At 67.0% G+C, this 19232-nt stretch carries 16 protein-coding genes and 1 pseudogene; 14 read left to right on the top strand and 3 right to left on the bottom strand.

Annotated features, from left to right (window positions below; genetic code table 11):
- Nucleotides 1–75: 75 nt before the first annotated feature.
- Nucleotides 76–975, bottom strand: a pseudogene (locus ACIQ7H_RS05845) (segregation and condensation protein A); the annotation flags it as partial.
- Between the two features lie 335 nt (nucleotides 976–1310).
- A complete protein-coding gene (locus ACIQ7H_RS05840) occupies nucleotides 1311–1925 on the bottom strand; it encodes an L-threonylcarbamoyladenylate synthase (protein ID WP_395789342.1) in 615 nt (204 codons plus the stop codon).
- Nucleotides 1926–2107: 182 nt separating this feature from the next.
- Here ACIQ7H_RS05840 and ACIQ7H_RS05835 point away from each other — a divergent pair, with 182 nt between their 5' ends.
- From ACIQ7H_RS05835 to recO, 9 genes are all read left to right on the top strand, one after another.
- A complete protein-coding gene (locus ACIQ7H_RS05835; protein WP_395789340.1) occupies nucleotides 2108–2407 on the top strand; it encodes a YciI family protein in 300 nt (99 codons plus the stop codon).
- 8 nt (nucleotides 2408–2415) lie between these two features.
- Nucleotides 2416–2676, top strand: a complete 261-nt coding sequence (locus tag ACIQ7H_RS05830) for a BolA family protein (RefSeq protein ID WP_395789338.1) — start codon at nucleotides 2416–2418, stop codon at nucleotides 2674–2676.
- On the top strand, nucleotides 2673–3593 hold the full coding sequence (locus tag ACIQ7H_RS05825) for a peptidyl-prolyl cis-trans isomerase (RefSeq protein WP_395789336.1): 921 nt from the start codon (nucleotides 2673–2675) through the stop codon (nucleotides 3591–3593). The genes ACIQ7H_RS05830 and ACIQ7H_RS05825 overlap by 4 nt, the downstream gene beginning before the upstream one ends.
- A gap of 24 nt (nucleotides 3594–3617) precedes the next feature.
- Nucleotides 3618–7121, top strand: coding sequence for a chromosome segregation protein SMC (gene smc, locus ACIQ7H_RS05820; RefSeq protein ID WP_395789334.1), 3504 nt, complete (start codon nucleotides 3618–3620; stop codon nucleotides 7119–7121).
- Nucleotides 7122–7131: 10 nt separating this feature from the next.
- Entirely contained in the window at nucleotides 7132–9519 is a 2388-nt protein-coding gene (gene ligA / locus ACIQ7H_RS05815; protein ID WP_395789332.1) for an NAD-dependent DNA ligase LigA, read from the top strand.
- A gap of 120 nt (nucleotides 9520–9639) precedes the next feature.
- Nucleotides 9640–10029 carry a DUF4845 domain-containing protein gene (locus ACIQ7H_RS05810; RefSeq protein ID WP_395789330.1) on the top strand — a complete coding sequence of 130 codons (390 nt, stop codon included), beginning with the start codon at nucleotides 9640–9642 and terminating at the stop codon, nucleotides 10027–10029.
- A 19-nt stretch (nucleotides 10030–10048) separates the two neighbouring features.
- Nucleotides 10049–10726: a ribonuclease III gene (gene rnc, locus ACIQ7H_RS05805; protein ID WP_395789328.1), complete on the top strand. Its 678-nt coding sequence runs from the start codon at nucleotides 10049–10051 to the stop codon at nucleotides 10724–10726.
- Nucleotides 10723–11637: a GTPase Era gene (gene era / locus ACIQ7H_RS05800; RefSeq protein ID WP_395789326.1), complete on the top strand. Its 915-nt coding sequence runs from the start codon at nucleotides 10723–10725 to the stop codon at nucleotides 11635–11637. Before rnc ends, era begins: the two co-directional genes overlap by 4 nt.
- A 3-nt stretch (nucleotides 11638–11640) precedes the next feature.
- Nucleotides 11641–12375: a DNA repair protein RecO gene (recO, locus tag ACIQ7H_RS05795; RefSeq protein ID WP_395789324.1), complete on the top strand. Its 735-nt coding sequence runs from the start codon at nucleotides 11641–11643 to the stop codon at nucleotides 12373–12375.
- A 185-nt stretch (nucleotides 12376–12560) separates the two neighbouring features.
- Here the strand turns inward: recO and ACIQ7H_RS05790 are convergent, their stop codons facing one another.
- Nucleotides 12561–13289 carry a response regulator gene (locus ACIQ7H_RS05790; RefSeq protein ID WP_395789322.1) on the bottom strand — a complete coding sequence of 243 codons (729 nt, stop codon included), beginning with the start codon at nucleotides 13287–13289 and terminating at the stop codon, nucleotides 12561–12563.
- A 26-nt stretch (nucleotides 13290–13315) separates the two neighbouring features.
- Here ACIQ7H_RS05790 and ACIQ7H_RS05785 point away from each other — a divergent pair, with 26 nt between their 5' ends.
- The 5 genes from ACIQ7H_RS05785 to ACIQ7H_RS05765 all read left to right on the top strand — a co-directional run bounded on the left by ACIQ7H_RS05785 (nucleotide 13316) and on the right by ACIQ7H_RS05765 (nucleotide 19226).
- Complete coding sequence (locus tag ACIQ7H_RS05785; RefSeq protein WP_395789320.1) at nucleotides 13316–15379, top strand: hypothetical protein; 2064 nt, start codon at nucleotides 13316–13318, stop codon at nucleotides 15377–15379.
- A 50-nt stretch (nucleotides 15380–15429) separates the two neighbouring features.
- Complete coding sequence (locus ACIQ7H_RS05780) at nucleotides 15430–16182, top strand: SDR family NAD(P)-dependent oxidoreductase (protein ID WP_395789318.1); 753 nt, start codon at nucleotides 15430–15432, stop codon at nucleotides 16180–16182.
- 165 nt (nucleotides 16183–16347) lie between these two features.
- Nucleotides 16348–17670 carry a 23S rRNA (uracil(1939)-C(5))-methyltransferase RlmD gene (gene rlmD, locus ACIQ7H_RS05775; protein WP_395789316.1) on the top strand — a complete coding sequence of 441 codons (1323 nt, stop codon included), beginning with the start codon at nucleotides 16348–16350 and terminating at the stop codon, nucleotides 17668–17670.
- A 3-nt stretch (nucleotides 17671–17673) separates the two neighbouring features.
- On the top strand, nucleotides 17674–18663 hold the full coding sequence (nagZ, locus tag ACIQ7H_RS05770) for a beta-N-acetylhexosaminidase (protein WP_395789314.1): 990 nt from the start codon (nucleotides 17674–17676) through the stop codon (nucleotides 18661–18663).
- Between the two features lie 14 nt (nucleotides 18664–18677).
- The gene (locus ACIQ7H_RS05765) at nucleotides 18678–19226 is read left to right on the top strand and encodes a hypoxanthine-guanine phosphoribosyltransferase (protein WP_395789312.1); all 549 of its coding nucleotides are present in this window, start codon (nucleotides 18678–18680) and stop codon (nucleotides 19224–19226) included.
- Nucleotides 19227–19232: the final 6 nt, after the last annotated feature.

Genomic DNA, 19232 nt, shown 5'->3' with positions numbered 1-19232 from the left:
GTCGTCGCCGGTAGCGTGTGCGCCGATCTCGGTCACGCCGGCATCCCGCTCAAACGGGCCCTCTTCGAAGCTGGTGTTGTCCACGTCCGCGTCGTCAGCGCTGGTGTCGAACGGACGATCGGCCGGCTCAGTGCTGACGCCCAGGCTGCGCACGAAGATCGGCGCCAGCGGGTTCTCCTGCACGATCTCGATCAGCATTTCCTTGGCCAGCTCCAGCATTGCCAAGAAGCTCACCACCACACCGAGGCGTCCTTCCTGCGGGTTGAACAGGTCGGTGAAGGGATGGAAGCGGCCGCCCTCCAGCCGCGACAGGGTCTCGCCCATGCGCTGGCGGACCGACAGCGCCTCTCGGCGGATGTTGTGGTGGCTGAACAGCTCGGCGCGTTTGAACACATCGCGCAGGGCAAGCAGCATTTCGCGCAGGTCCACTGGCGGCGGCAGGCTGACTCGGGTGCGCTCGCCGCTGTGCGCGTGTACCACTTGGGTGTCGCGCTCGATCCGGGGCAGGGCGTCGATGTCCTGCGCGGCCTGGCGGAAGCGCTCATACTCTTGGAGCCGGCGCACCAGCTCGGCACGCGGATCCTCTTCTTCGCCGGCTTCGGTCGGCGGGCGTGGCAGCAGCAGGCGCGATTTGATCTCGGCCAGGATCGCGGCCATCACCAGATACTCGGCCGCCAGTTCGAGCTTGATGTCCTGCATCAGGCCGATGTAGTCGATGTACTGACGGGTGATCTCGGCCACCGGGATGTCGAGGATGTCCAGGTTCTGCCGGCGGATCAGGTACAGCAGCAGGTCGAGCGGGCCTTCGAACGCGTCGAGAATCACCTCCAGCGCATCCGGCGGAATGTACAGATCCTGCGGGATCTGCAGCATCGGCTGCCCACGCACCAGCGCCAGCGGCATCTCCTGCTGCTGCGGAGGGCTGGGTCGCTCTACGGTGCTGGTGTCGGCGCTGGGCGCCGATTCGACGGTCATCGTCTCGATGAATCCTTGAGGTGTTCCGTGGCCATCACCGCGGTTGCGGGACTGGCCTGCCCGGGCGCACTCGGCGACGGAGAACTTGGGTTGCGCGGGGCCAGCCCTGGGCGGGCGGCGCATTCGCTTACAAAAAAGTGAGTACCGGACGGGCCGGTGGTCAGTTGCTGCGCGCGACCGCTCCCCCGGTCGCGCCGATCACCGCAGGCGCGGGCTGCGGGTCGGCCAGGATAGCCAGCACTGCGCCCGTACTACCGCAGCGCGAGCTTCAACACTGCGGCTGGCCGCGTGTGCGTGAGTCTCGCTGTCCACCCGGCGGTCCGGCCGCTGGGCATTCAAAGATCGATAGGGCCGACGCCTTCGCGTACTACGACGGGCTCGTCGCCGGACAGATCGATCACGCTGGTCGGCCCGGGTGGACAATCCCCGGAATCCAGCATCACGTCGACATGGCGCAAGGTGAGTTCAGCGACCTCGAATGCATCCTGCCGATCGGGCGATTCCTCGGGCAGTTCCAGACTGGTCGACAGCAGGGGCGAACCCCAGAGCTCGATCAGCGCCAGCAACACCGGGTGGTCCGGGATGCGGCAACCAATGACCTTGCGTTTGGCCTGTTTGAACCGCCGGGGCAGTTCCGAAGACACTGGAAGAATGAAGGTGTAGGGCCCCGGCACCAGGGGCTTGACGATGCGGAAGGAGCGATCGTCCAGTCTGGCCAGGCGGCCGACTTCGTTCAGGCGGGCGCAGAGTAAGGTGAAAGGGTGCTTGGTGTCCAGCCCACGAAGCTTCTGCACGCGCTCCTCGGCCTTGATCGCATCGATGCCCCAGGCGAACAGATAGCCGGCGTCCGAGGGCGCTACCACCAGACCGCCACGCTCAAGCGTGTCCACCGCGCGCTGGATCAGCCGCGCCTGCGGGTTGACGGGGTGGACTTCGAGGCGATCGCCCATTCTTGGCTCCGGCAGCAATTTGAGGGGGGCTTGCGTGAACGCATATGATGCGCGGCCGGGTTACGCATGGATACCCGCGTCGGCGCAGGTCTGGATTCCCGATCAAGCCGCAATCGCCGCGCATCCGCGCAGTTGCGACGCGGTGGCGCTCTTCCACTACTCATCAGGCAAGGACAGACGCCATGTGGTACCTGATCATCGGCTGTGATGTCTCCGACAGCCTGGCGCAGCGGCTGGCCGTACGCCCGGCCCATCTGCAGCGGCTGCACGCGCTGCGTGATGCCGGCCGACTCAAGCTGGCAGGGCCTCTTCCGGCGATCGACTGCGAAGATCCGGGTGAGGCCGGCTTCGTCGGCAGCGCCATCGTTGCCGAGTTCGAGGACTTCGCCGCCGCACGCGCCTGGGCCCAGGACGACCCGTATTTCGAGGCAGGCGTGTACGAATCCGTGCAGGTGCTGCCGTTCAAGCCGGTGCTGCCGTGAGTGCACGCATGGACGCCATCCGCGCGGCGCTTGCGGTGCTTGAGCCGAGCACGCTGGAGCTCACCGACGACAGCCACAAACACGCAGGCCACGAGGGCGCGCGCGATGGTCGCGGGCACTTCTCGCTCTTGATCGTCAGCCCGGCGTTTCGCGGCCTGAACCCGATCGCTCGCCACCGCGCCGTGTATGCGGCCGTGGGCGAACTGATGAATACCGATATCCACGCTTTGTCGATGCGCGCTTTTGCGCCTGAGGAATTCGCCCCATGAGATTTGCTGCCATGCTGAACTGTTCGCGCCAGGCCTTGATTGCGCTGCTTCTGCTTGGCCTGCTTGCGGGTTGCGGCCAGCGGGAGCCCGCCGCCCCGGCACTTGACCTCAAGGCTGCACTGATTGGCGCGCCGGAAGGGCCGGTGGTCGCTGTGGTCAATGGCGAAACCATCACCCAGCCATTGTTCGACCTGTACGCGCGCAGTCGAGGGCTTGATCCAGGCGTTGCCGAACAGCGGCAACAGGCCCTGGACAGCCTGATCGAGAACGTCCTGCTCGCGCAGGCGCTGCTGAAGAGCGAGGCTGCGGACAGCCCGGATGTCCAGGCAGAGGCTGCGCTGGTCCGCATGCAGCAGCTGTCGGGCCGCCAACTCAACAGCTTGCGCACCTCGATCGAAATCAAGGAACAGGACATCCAGAGCTACTACCAGCGCGAAGTCGAGCGTACTGGCGGGGTCGAGTACAACGCGCAGCACATCCTGTTCACGGATGCTGCACAGGCCGCGCAGGTGTTGACGGAGGCAATCGCACCGGGCGCCGATTTCGAGGCCCTGATGGCGAAGTACAAGGATTCGGCCCAGCAGTCGCGTGACCTCGGCTGGGGCCATCTTGCGCAGCTGCCCTCCGAGTTTGTTCAAGTGCTTTCGCAGTTGAGCGATGGCGAAGTGTCGCCCGTGCTGGTGCAGACCAGCTACGGATTCCACATTCTGCGTCGCGTGGCGAAACGCGACTTCGTTCCGCCGGCCATCGAGACCGTGCGCGACGGTGCTCGCCAGCAACTGGTGAGCCAGGGCCTTGCGGACCGGATGCGTGCGCTGCGCACCAATGCGCAGATCGTTGCGCCTGGCAGCACGGCCGTGACTGCGGAGGCGTCGAGCGCACCCGCCGACGTTCCAGCCACCGCCCCGGCCGAATAAGCCTCACCACGGAGTACGGTCAGGATGCGTCTGTCCACCATCAAGCTGGCGGGCTTCAAGAGCTTCGTCGACCCCACCACGCTTCACCTGCCGACCAATATGACCGGCGTGGTGGGGCCGAACGGCTGCGGCAAGTCGAACATCATCGACGCCGTGCGCTGGGTGATGGGCGAGAGCTCGGCCAGCCGACTGCGTGGCGATAATCTGACCGACGTGATCTTCTCGGGTTCGTCCGGCCGCAAGCCCGTGGGCACGGCCACCGTCGAGCTGATCTTCGACAATTCTGATCACGCCATCGTCGGTGAGTACGGCCAATACAACGAAATCTCGGTCAAGCGCATGGTCAGCCGCGATGGCGCGTCGGCCTATTACTTGAACGGCACCCGCTGCCGTCGGCGCGACATCACCGATCTGTTCCTCGGTACCGGGCTTGGACCGCGCAGCTACTCGATCATCGAGCAGGGCATGATCAGCCAGATCATCGAGGCCCGGCCGGAGGATCTGCGCGTGTACCTGGAGGAGGCCGCCGGCATCTCCAAGTACAAGGAACGCCGCAAGGAAACCGAGACCCGCATGCGCCACACGCGGGAAAACATGGATCGCTTGAACGACTTGCGCGAAGAGGTCGACAAGCAGCTGGAGCACCTGCGACGCCAGGCACGCCAGGCCGAGCTGTATCAGCAATTGCGCGCCGATCAGCGCGAGCGCGATGCGCAGCTCAAGGCGATGCAGTTCCGCGTGGTCGATGGCGAGCTGACGATTCTGCGTTCAAGCCTGACCGACGAAGACCTGCAGCTGGAGGCGACGATCGCCGAGCAGCGCCACGTCGAAGCCCAGATCGAGCTGACCCGCGTGCAACAGGGCGAGGCCAGCGAAGCGCTGACAAAGGTTCAGGCCGAGAGCTATCGCATCAGCAGCGATATCGCCCGCGTCGAGCAGCAGATCCGCCATCAGGGTGAGCTTGGCCAGCGCCTCCGCCAGAGCAAGGCCGAGGCTGATGCCTCGCATGCCGAAGTGCTGGCCCATATCGAAGAAGACGCCACCAAGCTGGCGGATCTCGAAGCCGTAGTGCAGGAGCTCGAACCCGCCGCCGCGCAGATCAGCGAAGACAGCGCCGAACGTGGCGATGCTCTGCAGCACGCCGAGCGCGCCCTGACCAGCTGGCAGCAGACCTCCGACCAGCAGCGACAGGCGCAGGCCGAGGCCGCTCGCGCGGCCGAGGTCGAGCGCACCCGTATCGACTACCTCGACCGCCAGTCGCTGGAGCTGGGGCGTCGTCGCGAAGCGCTGCAGGCCGAGCTGCAAGGGCTCGACGTCAGCGCGATCGAAGCCAGCTTGGCCGATGCCACCGAGCAGGCCGAGGCCCGCCGAGCGCAGGTCGATGAACTCACCCAGACGCTGGAAGCGCGCAAGCAGGCCGTGCTTGCGGTGCAGGAGCGCCAGCGCATGGCGCAGTCGGCGCAGGCCGAGGTGCGCAAGGAAGTGCAGAGCCAGCGCGGTCGGCTGGGTTCGCTGGAAGCCCTGCAGGCCGCCGCGCTGGGGCAGGAAAAAGGCGCGGTGCTCGACTGGTTGCGCGCGCAGGGGCTGGAGCAGCAGCCGCGCGCCGGCAGCGTGCTCAAGGTTCAACCGGGTTGGGAGACCGCGGTCGAAACCGTGCTGGGCAGCTTGATCGAAGGCGTGCTGGTGGAGGTGCCGAGCGAGCATGCCGAGGCACTGGCGGCCTTGCGTGCCGGCCGAATCGCCCTGCTCGCCGGCGACAGCGGCATGCTGCTGGCCGAGGCTGACTCACTCGCCTCCCGGGTCGAGGGGCCGGCCGCGCTGCGGCGTCTGCTGCTGGATGTGCATGTGGCCGACGACCTGGCCAGCGCACGCGCGCGGTTGCCGGCTTTGTCGGATAGCCAGAGCATCATCACCGCCAGCGGCGAATGGCTGGGCGCCGGGTTCGCGCGCGTGCTGCGCTCTGGCGAGGCCCAGCAGGGTGCGCTGACCCGCGAGCGCGAGCTGCAGAATCTGCGCGCCGAGATCCAGGCCCAGACCCAGCGCGAAACGGCCTTAACTGAACAATTGGCCGAGCTGCGTGACAGCCTGCAGCAGGCCGAGCTGGAGCGCGAGGACGCGCAGCGCAGCCTGTATCTCGCCCACCGCGGCGTGGCCGAACTGTCGGGCCAGCTGCAGAGCCTGAGCGGCAAGCTCGATCAGGCGCAGACGCGGCGCGCACGCATTGAGGCCGAGCTTGAACAATTGGCGGGCGCAATCGAAGAGGCGCAGGAGCAGTCCGGCGAATCACGCGCCCGGCTTGAACACGCCATGGAGCGCATGGGCGAGCAGGAGGACGCGCGGATCCGGCTGGAAGGCGAGCGCGAGCGTCTGCACGCCCAGCGTGAAGCAGCGCAGGCGGCCGTGCGCGAGCTGCGCGAGCGCAGCCATCATCTGGCCCTGCAGCTGGAATCCAAACGCAGCCAGCGCGCCGGGCTGGAGCAAGGCCTGGGGCGTATGCGCAACCAGCTGCAGCAGCTGGCCCAGCGTCGCACCGAGCTGGCCGAGCAGTTGGCGGTGGGCGATGCGCCGATCGAAGCGCTGAAAGCCGAGCTGCAGGTGTTTCTGGCCAGCCGGATCGATGTCGAGAAGGCGCTGTCTGCAGCGCGTTCAGCCGTGGACGGCATCGAAGGCGAGTTGCGCAGCTACGAGCAGAAACGTCAGCAGCTGGATCAGCGCGCCCTGCTGCTGCGCGAGCGGCTGGGCAATCGGCGCCTGCAGGAACAGGCGCTGGCGCTCAAAGCGCAGGGTCTGCTGGAGTCGATCACCGCTGCAGAGGCCGAACCCGAGGCCCTGCTGGCCAGTCTGCCGGAGGGCGCCAGTATCGAGGCCTGGAAGAAATCACTGGACGATCTGGAAACCCGCATCAAGCGGCTGGAACCGGTCAACCTGGCGGCGATCCAGGAGTTCGGCGAACAGTCGCAGCGCAAGGACTATCTGGACAGCCAGCACGCCGACTTGACCCAGGCGCTGGAAACGTTGGAGAGCGCGATCCGCAAGATCGACAAGGAAACCCGCGGGCGTTTCAAAGACACCTTCGACCGCGTCAACGCCGGCATGCAGGCCCTGTATCCGCGTTTGTTCGGCGGTGGACACGCCTATCTGGAGCTGACCGGCGAAGACCTGCTCGACACCGGAGTGGCGATCATGGCGCGCCCGCCGGGCAAGCGGGTGTCGAACATCAGCCTGCTGTCGGGCGGCGAGAAGGCGATGACGGCGGTGTCGCTGGTGTTCGCGATCTTCCAGCTCAACCCGGCGCCGTTCTGTCTGCTCGACGAGGTCGATGCGCCACTGGACGAGGCCAATGTCGGCCGCTTCTCGGCGATGGTCACCGAGATGAGCGAGAAGGTGCAGTTCCTGTTCGTGACCCACAACAAATCCACCATGGAGGCGGCCCGCCAGCTGGCCGGCGTGACCATGCGCGAGCCCGGCGTATCGCGGCTGGTGTCGGTGGACCTTGACGAGGCCTCGCGCCTGATCGGCGCCGCCTGAGAGCCACGCCATGGAAAACGAAAGCCTTAGCCAACGTGCAGCAGAGCTGCGGGCACGCATCCACGTAGCTAACCACTACTACGAAGTTGTTAACGACCCTGTCATTCCTGATGCGGAGTACGACAGGTTGATGCGTGAGCTTGAACGGATGGAGCGCGAGCATCCCGAGCTTCTTGTTTCGGACTCGCCAACGCAACGAGTTGGAGCGCCGGTAAGCAAACTTGAGACGATCAGTCACGATGTCCCGATGCTCTCTCTTGCGAATGCGTTCGCAGATGAGGAAGTTGTCGAGTTCGACAGAAGAATCCGCGAACTCTTGGGGGTCGAAGAAGTTCGCTACTCGACCGAGCTGAAGTTCGATGGCCTAGCCATAAGTCTCTTGTATCGTGATGGAAAGCTGGTTCGTGCGCTTACCAGAGGGGATGGGGAGCGCGGAGAGGACGTGACCCACACGGTACGAACGATCAAGTCCGTTCCTCTTCTCTTGATGAAAATGTCCCGTGATCGACATGGCCGTTCCTTCTCTTTGGTCCCTGAGAATCTTGAAGTGCGCGGTGAGGTTTGCATGCCTCATGCAAGCTTCTACGAGTTCAACCAGCGGGCGCTGGCTGAAGGAAGGAAGACGCTGGCAAACCCGAGGAACGCTGCGGCGGGGGCAATTCGGCAGCTTGATCCGGCTGAGGCCAAGAAGCGAAAGCTTGCGTTCTTCGCCTACGGTGTTGGGCAAGGGCTTGAGAACTTCACGTTGCTTCCGAGCCAGTCAGACGTGCTGGTCTCGCTGCAAGAACTGGGTTTTCAGGTCGCTGCCGAGACAGGCATTGCGATCGGGGCCGACGGCTGCCTGGATTTCTACCGAAAGGTCGGAAATGGACGAGATCAGCTCCCCTTCGATATCGATGGAGTGGTCTACAAGGTAGATCGCTTCGATCAGCAGCGTGCGCTCGGCTTCGTCTCGCGCGCACCGCGCTGGGCGATCGCGCACAAGTTCCCTGCGCAGGAAGAGATGACGGTCGTGGAAGCGATCGATGTGCAGGTCGGCCGCACCGGCGCGATCACCCCGGTGGCCCGGCTCAAGCCGGTGCAGGTTGCCGGCGTGGTGGTGACCAATGCGACCCTGCACAACGCCGACCAGATCGCGCGGCTCGATGTGCGCGTCGGCGACAGCGTGATCGTGCGTCGCGCGGGTGACGTGATCCCCGAAGTGCTGAGCGTGCTGATCGAGCGTCGGCCTGCCGACACCGCACCCTATGCTCTGCCCTCGGTCTGTCCCGCCTGCGGCTCGGCAGTGGTGCGCTCGGAAGGTGAGGTTGTCGCGCGCTGCAGCGGCGGTCTCTTCTGCCCGGCCCAGCGCAAGCAGGCGCTGATCCATTTCGCGTCGCGCCGGGCGATGGACATCGAGGGCCTGGGCGAGCGCATGGTCGAGGATCTGGTCGACTTCGGCTTCGCGCACTCGGTGGCTGATCTGTATCGGCTGAGCCTCGCGCAGCTGCTGGATCTGAAGCAGCAGGCCGATGCGCGTGCGGGCGCGACGCCTGAAACCGTCAAGGCCGGCAAGATCGCCAGCAAATGGGCCGAGAACCTGATCGAAGCGATCGAGCGCAGCCGCCGCCAGTCGTTGGAGCGCCTGCTGTTCGCGCTCGGCATCCTGCAGATGGGCGAGGAAACCGCCAAATCACTGGCGCGCGCGTTCGGCAGCCTGGACGCGATCCGTCACGCCGATCCGATGCTGCTGCTGGCGCTGCCGGATATCGGGCCGAAGGTGGCGAGCTCGATCACCAGCTTCTTCGCGCAGCCGCACAACCAGGAGGTCATCGATGCGCTGTTGGCTAATGGGGTCGAACCGCAGGCCAGCGGGGTGCCTTCGGCAGCGCTGGCAGCGCGGCTGGACCTTGGGCATCTGCTCGGCGCAGCCAAGGCGCTGGGTGCACCGCTCGGTCGGCTGGGCGACACCTCGATCGGGCGCATTGCGCAGGCTCGCCCAAGCCTCGAAGCGGTGCAAGCAGCCGGCGAGCACGGACTGACCGCACTCGGCGTGCCCGCCGAAGCGGCCGCGGCGCTGTTCGTGCTGCTGGCGCATCCGCACTGGGGCCCGCGTCTGCGCGCGGTGGATTCGGCCATGGCCGCGCTGCGTGAGGCTGCACCACAGCAGGCCGCGGGCGGGCCACTCGCGGGCAAGACGGTGGTGCTGACCGGGGCGATGACGGCAATGACCCGCGATGAGGCGGGTGCCCGGCTGGAGGCGCTAGGCGCCAAGGTTGCGGGGAGTGTTTCGAAGAAGACCAGTTTTGTGGTCGCAGGTGAAGCTGCCGGAAGCAAGCTGGTCAAGGCGCAGGAGCTGGGCGTGCCGGTCTGGGATGAGGCGCAGCTGCTGACCTTCCTGGCCGAGCAGGGCGGGTGACTGTCGTCGCAGATCCACCGCTCACACTGGCCGCGTGAAGCCTGTGCTCTTGCGCCCCGGCGCGCGCTTCGCGACCATGAGCGGCGATTTCCGCCTTCCACCCACCCTCTGAGGTTCGACATGAATTCTGGCAAGCAACAGCGCGGCATCACCCTGCTGGGCTTCATCGTGGTGCTGATGGTGGTGGGCTTCTTCGCCTTCCTGGCGATGCGCCTGTTCCCGGTCTATCAGGAGTATCACTTCGGCGTGGTCGGCGCGATGAAGGGCGTGCAGCAGGAGCCGGGTGTCGCCAACATGACGCCGGAGAAGATCAAGGACCTGCTGAATCGGCGTTTCTACATCAGCTACGTCGAGTCGGTGAAGCCGCAGCATATCAAGATCACCCGCTCGGGCACCGGTTACAACCTCAACATCAAGTACGAAGTGCGCCGTCCGCTGGCCTACAACCTCGAGTTTGTGGCGACCTTCGACAAAACGGTCGAGCTGTCGCGCCAGGGCAGCACCGATTGATTTCCGCACCGGTGCACGCTTGAGTTCCGCCCTCGGCCATGTGTTCGCCGATCAGGCCCTGCTGCAGCAGGCTCTGACCCACCGCAGCGCCGCCGGCCGCAACAACGAGCGACTGGAGTTTCTGGGCGATGCGCTGCTCAATCTGATCGTCGCCGAGGCGCTGTTTCTGCGCTTTCCGAAGGCTGACGAGGGCGCCTTGACGCGGGCGCGCTCGCAGCTGGTGCGCGAAGCGCGGCTGGCGGAACTGGGCCGCGCGATGAAGCTTGGCGATCGCCTGATCCTCGGCCAGGGCGAACTCAAGAGCGGCGGATTTCGCCGCGATTCGATTCTGGCTGATGCGGTGGAAGCGCTGATCGGTGCGATCCATCTCGATGCCGGCTTCGATGCCTGCCGTGCCGCGGTGCTGAGCGCGCTGGAGCCGCATATCGAGCAGCTGCCGCCCGGGCTCAAAGCCGACAAGGATGCGAAGACCCGCCTGCAGGAATGGCTGCAGGGCCGCCAGCTTGGCTTGCCGGACTACGTGCTGGTGGAAGCCCGCGGCGATGACCATGACAAACAGTTCGAGGTGCGCTGTCGAGTCGACAGCTTCGCCCTGGAAACCACGGGCATCGCCGGCTCACGCCGCGAAGCCGAACAGCAGGCGGCGGCGCAGATCGTGGCCGTACTGCTTGAATCCGCAGACAAGGACACCCGATGAACACCCCTGAAAGCACCACGCCGGCCGGTTACCGCGCCGGCCATGTGGCCGTGGTCGGCCGCCCCAATGTGGGTAAGTCGACCCTGATCAATGCCCTGGTCGGCTTCCGCGTGAGCATCGTCTCGCGTCGACCGCAGACCACCCGCCATCGCATTCTCGGGATCAGCACGCTGGAAGGCGGGCAGATCGCCTACGTGGACACCCCCGGCCTGCACGGCAAACAGCCGCGCGCGATCAACCGCTACATGAATCGCGCCGCCCGCGGCGCCCTGGCCGATGTGCAGATCGGCGTGCTGGTGATCGAGGCCGGGCAGTGGCGCGAGGACGACCAGCGCGCCTTCGATGTGCTGGTCGAAGCCGGCGTGCCGCGCGTGCTGGTGATCAACAAGGTCGACAAGCTGAAGGAGAAGGGCGCCCTGTTGCCCTTCATCCAGAAGGTGGTCGAGGGCCGCGACTTCATCGAGGTGGTGCCGCTGTCGGCGCAGAAGCGTAGCGGGCTGGACACCCTGCAGAAGGTGCTGCTGAAGCATCTGCCGGAGTCCGAGCCCCTGTTCGAGGAAGACCAGGTCACCGACCGCAGCGAACGCTTCATGTGCGCGGAGTTGATCCGCGAGCAGCTGATGCGCAGGCTGGGTGACGAGCTGCCCTACGCCAGCAGCGTCGAGATCGAGCAATGGGAAGAAGACGGCAAGATGGCGCGCATCCACGCGGTGGTGTGGGTGGAGCGCGATGGCCAGAAGGCGATCGTGATCGGTGCCGGCGGTGAACAGCTGCGCCAGATCGGCATGGACGCGCGTCTGGGCATGGAGCGTCTGCTCCAGCGCAAGGTGTTTCTGCAGGTCTGGTGCAAGGTGCGCGAGGGCTGGAGCGACGACGAGAAGAGCCTGAAGAGCTTCGGCTACACGGACTGATCGATGGCCGGCAGAGGCGCAGGGCCCGGTCCGCGCATCGAAGGTGAGCCCGCCTACGTGCTGCACGCGCGTGCGTTCCGCGAGAGCAGCCAACTGCTTGAGGTGTTCACCCCCGCGCACGGGCGCATGGGCCTGATGGCGCGCGGCGCCAAGGGCGGCAAAGGCGGTGGCCGTGCCGCCGTACTGCAGCCGTTTTCGCCGCTGCTGATCAGCTGGCAGGGCAGCGGCGAGCTGCCGCAGTTGACCGATGTCGAGCCGGCGGGCGTGGCGCCGCGTCTGCTCGGTGATGCGCTGATGGGCGGTTTCTACCTCAACGAGCTGCTGGTGCAGCTGCTGGCGCGCGGCGAGCCGCAGCCGGCCTTGTTCGGTCGTTACGCGCTATGCCTGTCGCAGCTGGCCAGCGGCGAGGCCATGGCCTGGCCGCTGCGCTGCTTTGAACGTGATCTGCTGCAGGCGCTGGGCGTGGCGCTGCAGATCGAGACTGACCGGCACGAGCGGCCGATCGAGGCCGAAGCGCGCTACCGCTACCTGGGTGAGGCCGGCGCACAACGTCTCGGGGTGGGCGAGGCAGACGGCGTTGCGGGTGCGGCCCTGCTGGCCCTGCAGTCGGACGCCGCACCTGCGCCGGCGCTGCTGCCGCCCCTGCGCCGGCTGCTGCGCGAGGAGCTCAAGCGCCATCTGCACGGCCGCAGCCTGCGCTCCTGGGGGCTGATGGCGGAGATCGAACAGCTGCGCTGAGCGCTTGGAATGGCGGCAGGCTCGCCTACCTTCGCAGTAGGTGCGACCGCGGCCGTGCGCGGCGATTCCTTTGGTGTGACCGCCTGTGTCGCATTGGCCCGGGTTTGAGGCGACCCTTCGCAGTAGAGACCCTTCCTGGAATCCGCTGCGCGGATGGTGCATGGCGGCCTCCGGCCGGATCACCGTTACGCTGATGCACAGTCCGCCAGGGTCGCAGCGATTGCGTGCTCGACCCGCGCGTGGCCGCTGCGCACCGACTCGGCAACCAGCGGCGAATGGCCCAGCAGATCGCGCAGGGCTTCGATCGCCGCGGTCAGCGCGGCGGCGCCGGTCAAACGGCTGGCGCCCAGCATCCGGTGCAGCACCGCGTCGGCGCCGCTGCTGGCAATAGGCTGGGCGTCCAGGGCGAGTGCCAGGGCGCGTCGCTGTTCGGGCAGATCGGCCGCCAGCAGGGCGCGCAAGGAGGCCAGCACCGCGGGCTTGCCGGCTGCGGTCGCCATGGCCCGCACCTCGTCCCAGCTCGGCGGCCGCACTCCCACAGAGTCGAGGGTCGCGAGCAGGGCCGCGGCATCGAAAGGCTTGCTCAGGCAGGCACTGAAACCCGCCTGCAGCAGACGTACGCAGTGGGCGGGGCCGAGGTCCGCGCTGAGTGCGGCGGCAGGCGCGTGGATGCCCGCTGCACGCAGCTGAGCGAGTAGGTCGACGCCGTTGCCATCGGCCAGGCACTGATCCAGCAGCAGCGCATCGAACGCCTGCGACGAATGCGCCCGTGCCTCGGTGCAGCTGCGTGCATGCGTGACGATCAAGCCCCAGTCGGCACACAGGCGCAGCAGCCAGTCGGCGCTGACCGGATCGTCTTCGACCAGCAGCAGACGAGGCGCGTGATGAGCTGGGGAGGCTGTGGGCAAGGGCATGGATCGCTTCCGGTATCCTCGCGAGCATGCTCAGCCGAGTTCGATCGATCAAGCCCCCCGTCCTCGGCCTGCTGGTGTGCAGCCTGCTGAGCGCACCGGTGCAGGCGCTGTCGCTGCGGGTCAGCGCTGACCGGGTCAACCAGGGTCCTGTGGACGCCAGCGGCTTGCGCCTGTCGCTGATTGCGCCGGATCAGCCGGGCGCCGGTTTGGGCCTGCAGCTGCAAGTGGACAGCCTCGATATCGCCGGCTCGGGCTACGCGTTCCGCGGGTTGGACTGGCGGTGTGAACTGCGGCCGAGCGATGTCGCCACCTGGCACTGCGCCGGGCCTCTGCGCAGTGACGCGGGTGCGGCCGGTGAGCTGGCGCTGGACTGGCGCGATGGCGACAGCGAGCTGATCCTGGTTCGCGGCCGGGCGCGGCTGGTGGCGGGCATTCCGGGCAGCGCTGCATCAATGACCCTGCAGGCCGAGCGGCTGCCGGCTGGATGGCTGCAGCCCCTGCTGGGCGCGCTGTGGACTTCGGCGCGATTCACCGGCGGGACTTTGGCGGCCGATCTGGAAATGGACTTCGGGCTGTCGCCGCCGCGGGTTGAAGGCAGCCTCCGCGCGGACGGGCTCGGCTTGGACACTACCGACGGCCTGATCGCAGCGGCAGATTTGAATCTGCAGGGGCGCCTGGGCCTGGAGCTCGGCGAGCAAACCCGGATTACCACGGAACTCGCGCTCACCGGCGGCGAGATCCTGTTCGGGCCGGTTTATGCATCGCTGCCGGCGCAGCCGGTGCAGTTCAAGCTGGGCGCGCTTGGCGCGGGTTCGCGCTGGGCACTGGATCGACTGCTCTGGAACGATCCCGGCGTGCTCAGCCTGGAGGCCTCGGCGAGCATCGACACGCAGGCCGAGGAACCCTTGCCGGATCTTCGGCTGGATCTGCGCAGCACCCGCGCCGATGTGCTGACCAGCCGTTACCTCGAAAGCCTGTTGGCCAGCGCCGGCCTGCCGGGCTTGCAGGTTGGAGGCGCGCTGCAGCTGCGGGTCGATCGAAGCCAGAGCGCACTGCGCAGCCTGGAGGTCGAACCCGAAGCCCTGCGCATCGAGGACCCGGGTGGGCGCTTCGCGCTGGGCGGTGCGGGCGGGCGATTGCACTGGACGCGCAGCGACGCCGTTCAGGACAGCAGCATCGGCTGGCAGTCGGCGGCGCTGTACGGGATCGAACTCGGCGCCGCCCAAGCGCAGCTGCGCAGCGTGCAGGGCGCGATCGAACTGCGTGAGCCGCTGCAGGTGGCGATGCTGGATGGGCAGCTGGGCATCGACGCCCTGCGCTGGCGGCCTGCGGATGCGAATCCGGCCGCCGATGCAGCGCCTGTTGCGGCCAGTGACAATCTGGCCCTGTCGCTGCGCCTGCAGGATCTGGATCTGGCGGCCCTGTCGGCGCGCTTCGGTTGGCCGGCCTTCAGCGGCCGCATGTCGGGTGTGATTCCCGGCGTGCAGTATCGCGATGGGGTGTTCAGCCTTGACGGCGAGATCGCGGTGCAGGTGTTCGATGGCGAGGTCAAGGTCAGCGCGCTGCGCTTGGAGCGTCCCTTCGGCGTCGCGCCAACGCTCGGCGCAGATGTCGAAGTGAGCAGGCTCGATCTGAAGCCGTTGACCAGCGTGTTCGGATTTGGCGAAATCACCGGGCGCTTGCAGGGCTATATCCGTGCCCTGCGCCTGGTCGACTGGGAGCCGGTGGCTTTCGATGCCCGCTTCGAGACCGACCAGCGCGCACCGGACAAGCGCCGGATCAGCCAGCGCGCGGTGCGCGATTTGTCCTCGGTCGGGGGCATGGGTGCTACGGCTGCGCTGCAGGCCGGGGTGATGCGGGCGTTCGAGAACTTTCCCTATGCCCGGATCGGCATTGCCTGCCGACTGGAGAACCACACCTGCCACATGGGAGGCGTCAGCGTCAGCGGCAGCGGCCGCGGCTACACCATCGTCGAAGGCTCGGGCCTGCCCCGGATCACCGTCAACGGCATCCAGCGCGAGGTCGATTGGCCGGTGTTGGTGTCGCGCTTGCGCGCGGTCACCGAAGGCCAGACTCTGCGTTTCGATTGAGCCAAAATCTGCACCACTCACTTTGAGGAAATCGCGATGAGAAGCCGGGCGTGAGCACGCTGTACATCACCACTGGCGCCAGCCGCGGCCTTGGCGCGGCCATGGTTCGCGTGCTGCTGGATGAGCCCGCCGAACTGCTGTGCCTGTCGCGCGGACACGACGAAGCGCTGGACGCGCTGGCGGCGGCGCGTGGCCGTCGACTCGCGCAGTGGCAGGTGGATCTGGCCCGCCCTGAGCCGATCGCAGAGCGTCTGGAGCAATGGCTGCGCGCACGCGGGCCGGAGGGCCTGCTGGGCGTCGTGCTGATCAATAACGCCGCGATGCTGGAAACGCCGGGGCCGTTCGAAGCGCAGGCGTCAAGCGACATCAGTCGCGCCCTGGCGGTGGGGCTGGCGGCGCCCCTGCTGTTGACCCGCGCCCTGCTGCGCGGCACCGCCGCTTGGCCACTGCCGCGTCGGCTGTTGAACATTTCTTCGGGCCTGGGTCGGCGTCCTATGGCTGGCGTCAGCACCTACTGCGCGCTCAAGGCCGGGCTGGATCACTTCTCGCGCAGCCTGGCCGAGGAGCAGGCCACGGCTGCGAATCCGCTGCGGGTGGTATCGCTGGCGCCGGGCATCATCGATACCGGCATGCAGGTGCAGCTGCGCGGTGCCGACGATGTGGCGTTCGCGGCGCAGCCGGTGTTCGATGAATTGAAGCGCAGCGGCGCTCTGGATACGCCCGAACAGGCCGCGCAGCGGGTGCTCGCGTTTCTGCGTCGCCCTGACTTCGGCGCCGAGCCGGTGGCGGACGTGCGCGGCTGAGCGCGGTGCTTTGAACAGACGCGAGTCGGATTGCGCACCGCTGACAGCAGCAACGGGCCAGATGGCGCGCTGCCGACAGCAGCGCGTCCGCATCGCGGTTGGAACTGATCTGCGACAATCCGCGCCCTCTTCGGGGCCGGCAGGGCCCTGTCACAGTGAGTTCCGATGGCCCGCAGCAACCGCCCCAAACTGATCGACGTCGAAGTCGACATCGTTGACCTGAGCCACGACGGCCGCGGCGTGGCCCGTATCGACGGCAAAACCGTGTTCATCAGCGGCGCGCTGACCGGTGAGCGCGTGCTGGCCCAGCTCGACGTCACCAAGCGCAAGTTCAACGAAGGCCGCACGCTCAAGGTGCTGCAGGCCTCACCGTTGCGGGTCGATCCGGCCTGCGCCCACTACGAGATCTGCGGCGGCTGCGCGCTGCAGCATCTGGACGCCGCCGCACAGATCGAGGCGAAGCAGCGCGTGCTGCTGGAAAACTTCGAACGCATCGGCCACGTCAGCCCGGGCGAGATTCTGCCGCCGCTGATCGACCAGCCTTGGGGCTATCGGCGCAAGGCGCGTCTGGGCGTGAAGTGGGTCAAGGCCAAAGATCGCGCCATCGTCGGCTTTCGCGAGGCCGACAAGCCGCAGTTCATTGCCGACATCAGCCGCTGTCTGGTGCTGGTGCCGCAGATCGGTGAGCGGATCAGCGAACTGAGCGAGTTGATCACGGCTATGGACGCACGCGAGAGCATCGCCCAGATCGAAGTGGCGGCCGGCGATGAGGCCGTCGGCCTGGTGTTCCGGCATCTGCAGCCGCTGGGCGAGGCCGATCGCGCCCGCCTGATCGAGTTTGCGCAGCGCAGCGGCCTGCTGATCTTCCTGCAGCCCGGCGCCAACGATTCGGTGCACCCGCTGTGGCCGGCCGACGCGGAGCTGTCGTTCCGCATTCCGGCGGCCGATGTGCGCCTGCATTTCCGTCCGCTCGATTTCGTGCAGGTCAATGCCGGCATGAACCAGAAGATGATTGCCCGCACTCTGGAGATGCTGGACCCACAGCCGCAGGACCGGGTGCTCGATCTGTTCTGCGGCCTGGGCAATTTCACCTTGCCGATCGCCCGCCGCGCTGGCAGCGTGGTCGGCGTTGAAGGCGAGGCCGGGCTGGTGGCGCGAGCACGCGACAACGCTGCTCAAAATGGCATCAGCAATGCCGAGTTCTACGCCGCCGATCTGGCGCAGGATCTGCGTGGCGAGCCCTGGGTCAAGCAAGGTTTCGACAAGTTGCTGCTGGACCCGCCGCGCACCGGCGCGGACGCCGCGATTCCGCAGCTGCCGCTGAAAGGCGTGAAGCGGATCGTGTACGTGTCCTGCCATCCGGGCTCGCTGGCGCGCGATGCCGGCATCCTGGTGCGTGACTATGGCTACCGTTTGGTGTCGGCCGGAGTGATGGACATGTTCCCGCACACCGCCCACGTCGAATCGATCGCCCTGTTCGAGCGCTGAACGATGCTGCTGATCGGCATCGAGGGCACCGCGCTGCGCACTGCGGAGGCGCAGTGGCTGCGCCATCCCGGCGTGGTGGGTGTGGTGCTGTTCCGTCGTAACTATGCCGAGCCTGAACAGCTGCGCGAGTTGGTGAGCGAACTGCGTGGCGCTGCCGGCGCACCGCTGTTGGTCGCGGTGGATCAGGAAGGCGGGCGCGTGCAGCGCTTCATCGAGGGCTTTGCCCGGCTGCCGGCGCTGGCACGGATCGGTGAGGTGTATCGGCTGCAGCCGCAGCAGGGCCTGCAGCTGGCCGCCGCGCACGCCCAGTTGATGGCCGCTGAGCTGCGTGCGCTCGATATCGACCTCAGCTTTGCGCCAGTCGTCGACCTGGGCCGCGGTAACCGTGCAATCGGCGATCGCGCTTTCGCTGCGGAAGTCGAGCAGGTCTGTGCGCTCACGGCCGCGTACGTGCAGGCAATGGCAGCAGCCGGCATGGCCGCCACGCTCAAGCACTTTCCCGGCCACGGCTCGGTGCTGGAAGACACCCACGTCGACCTCGCGGTCGATCCTCGCCCCGCGGCTCAGATCGAAGCGGAAGACCTCGCACCGTTTCGTGCCGGCATCGCGGCGGGCGCAGCGGCGGTGATGATGGCGCACGTCGTGTATCCCGCGGTATGCGAGCAGCCGGCCGGCTACTCGAAGGTCTGGATCGATGACTGGCTGCGCGTACGCATGGGCTTTCGTGGCGCCGTGCTCAGCGACGATATCGGCATGGCCGCGGCACGCACTGCCGGCGGTGTGGCGGCGCGCGTGCACGCGCACTTGCAGGCGGGCTGCGATGCTGTGCTGGCCTGTCATCCGGAGCTGGTGGACGCTGCCTTGGCAGCGCTCGATATCTCCAACGCAACCGCGGTGTGGCAACGCCTCGCCGTGCTGCAGGGCCGGGTAGGGCAGGGCCTTGCGCCGGCGCTGCTGGCACAGGCGCGTGCTAACCTCGCCGCCCTCGTTTGAGCCGGGCTTCATCGATGACCACACCCGCACTGGCGGCCGCGCTGCCGATCTCCGACCTGCTGTTTGCGCGCCCTCAGCTTGAAGCCGAAATCCGGCGCATGGCCGCTGAGATTCGACGCGACTATGCCGGCGATGCCCGCGCGCCCCTGTTTCTGACGGTGATGAACGGCGGCATGCTGTTCGCGTCCCTGCTGGCGCTGGAGCTTGGCTTCGATGTCGAATTCGACTACCTGCACGCGACCCGTTATCGCGGTGACACTACCGGCCGCGGCGTCGAGTGGCTGCGCAAGCCGGCGGTGCCCTTGCTCAAGCGTCGAGTGCTGCTGATCGACGACATCCTCGATGAAGGCCACACCCTCGCTGCAGTGATCCGCGCCTGCGAGGCCGAAGGCGCCGCTGATGTGCGGGTCGCCGTGCTGGCGCGCAAGATCCACGACCGCTGCGTGCCGGGCATCGTCGGCGACTATGTCGGCGTCGAAGTGCCGGACCGCTATGTGTTCGGTTTTGGCATGGACTATTACGAACAGGGCCGCAACCTGCCCGCCATCTATGCGCTGCGCTGACGGCGT

The organism is Aquimonas sp. (assembly GCF_044377145.1).
Classification (GTDB): Bacteria; Pseudomonadota; Gammaproteobacteria; order Xanthomonadales; family Xanthomonadaceae; genus Aquimonas.
This window is presented reverse-complemented; position numbering and strand designations above follow the sequence as displayed.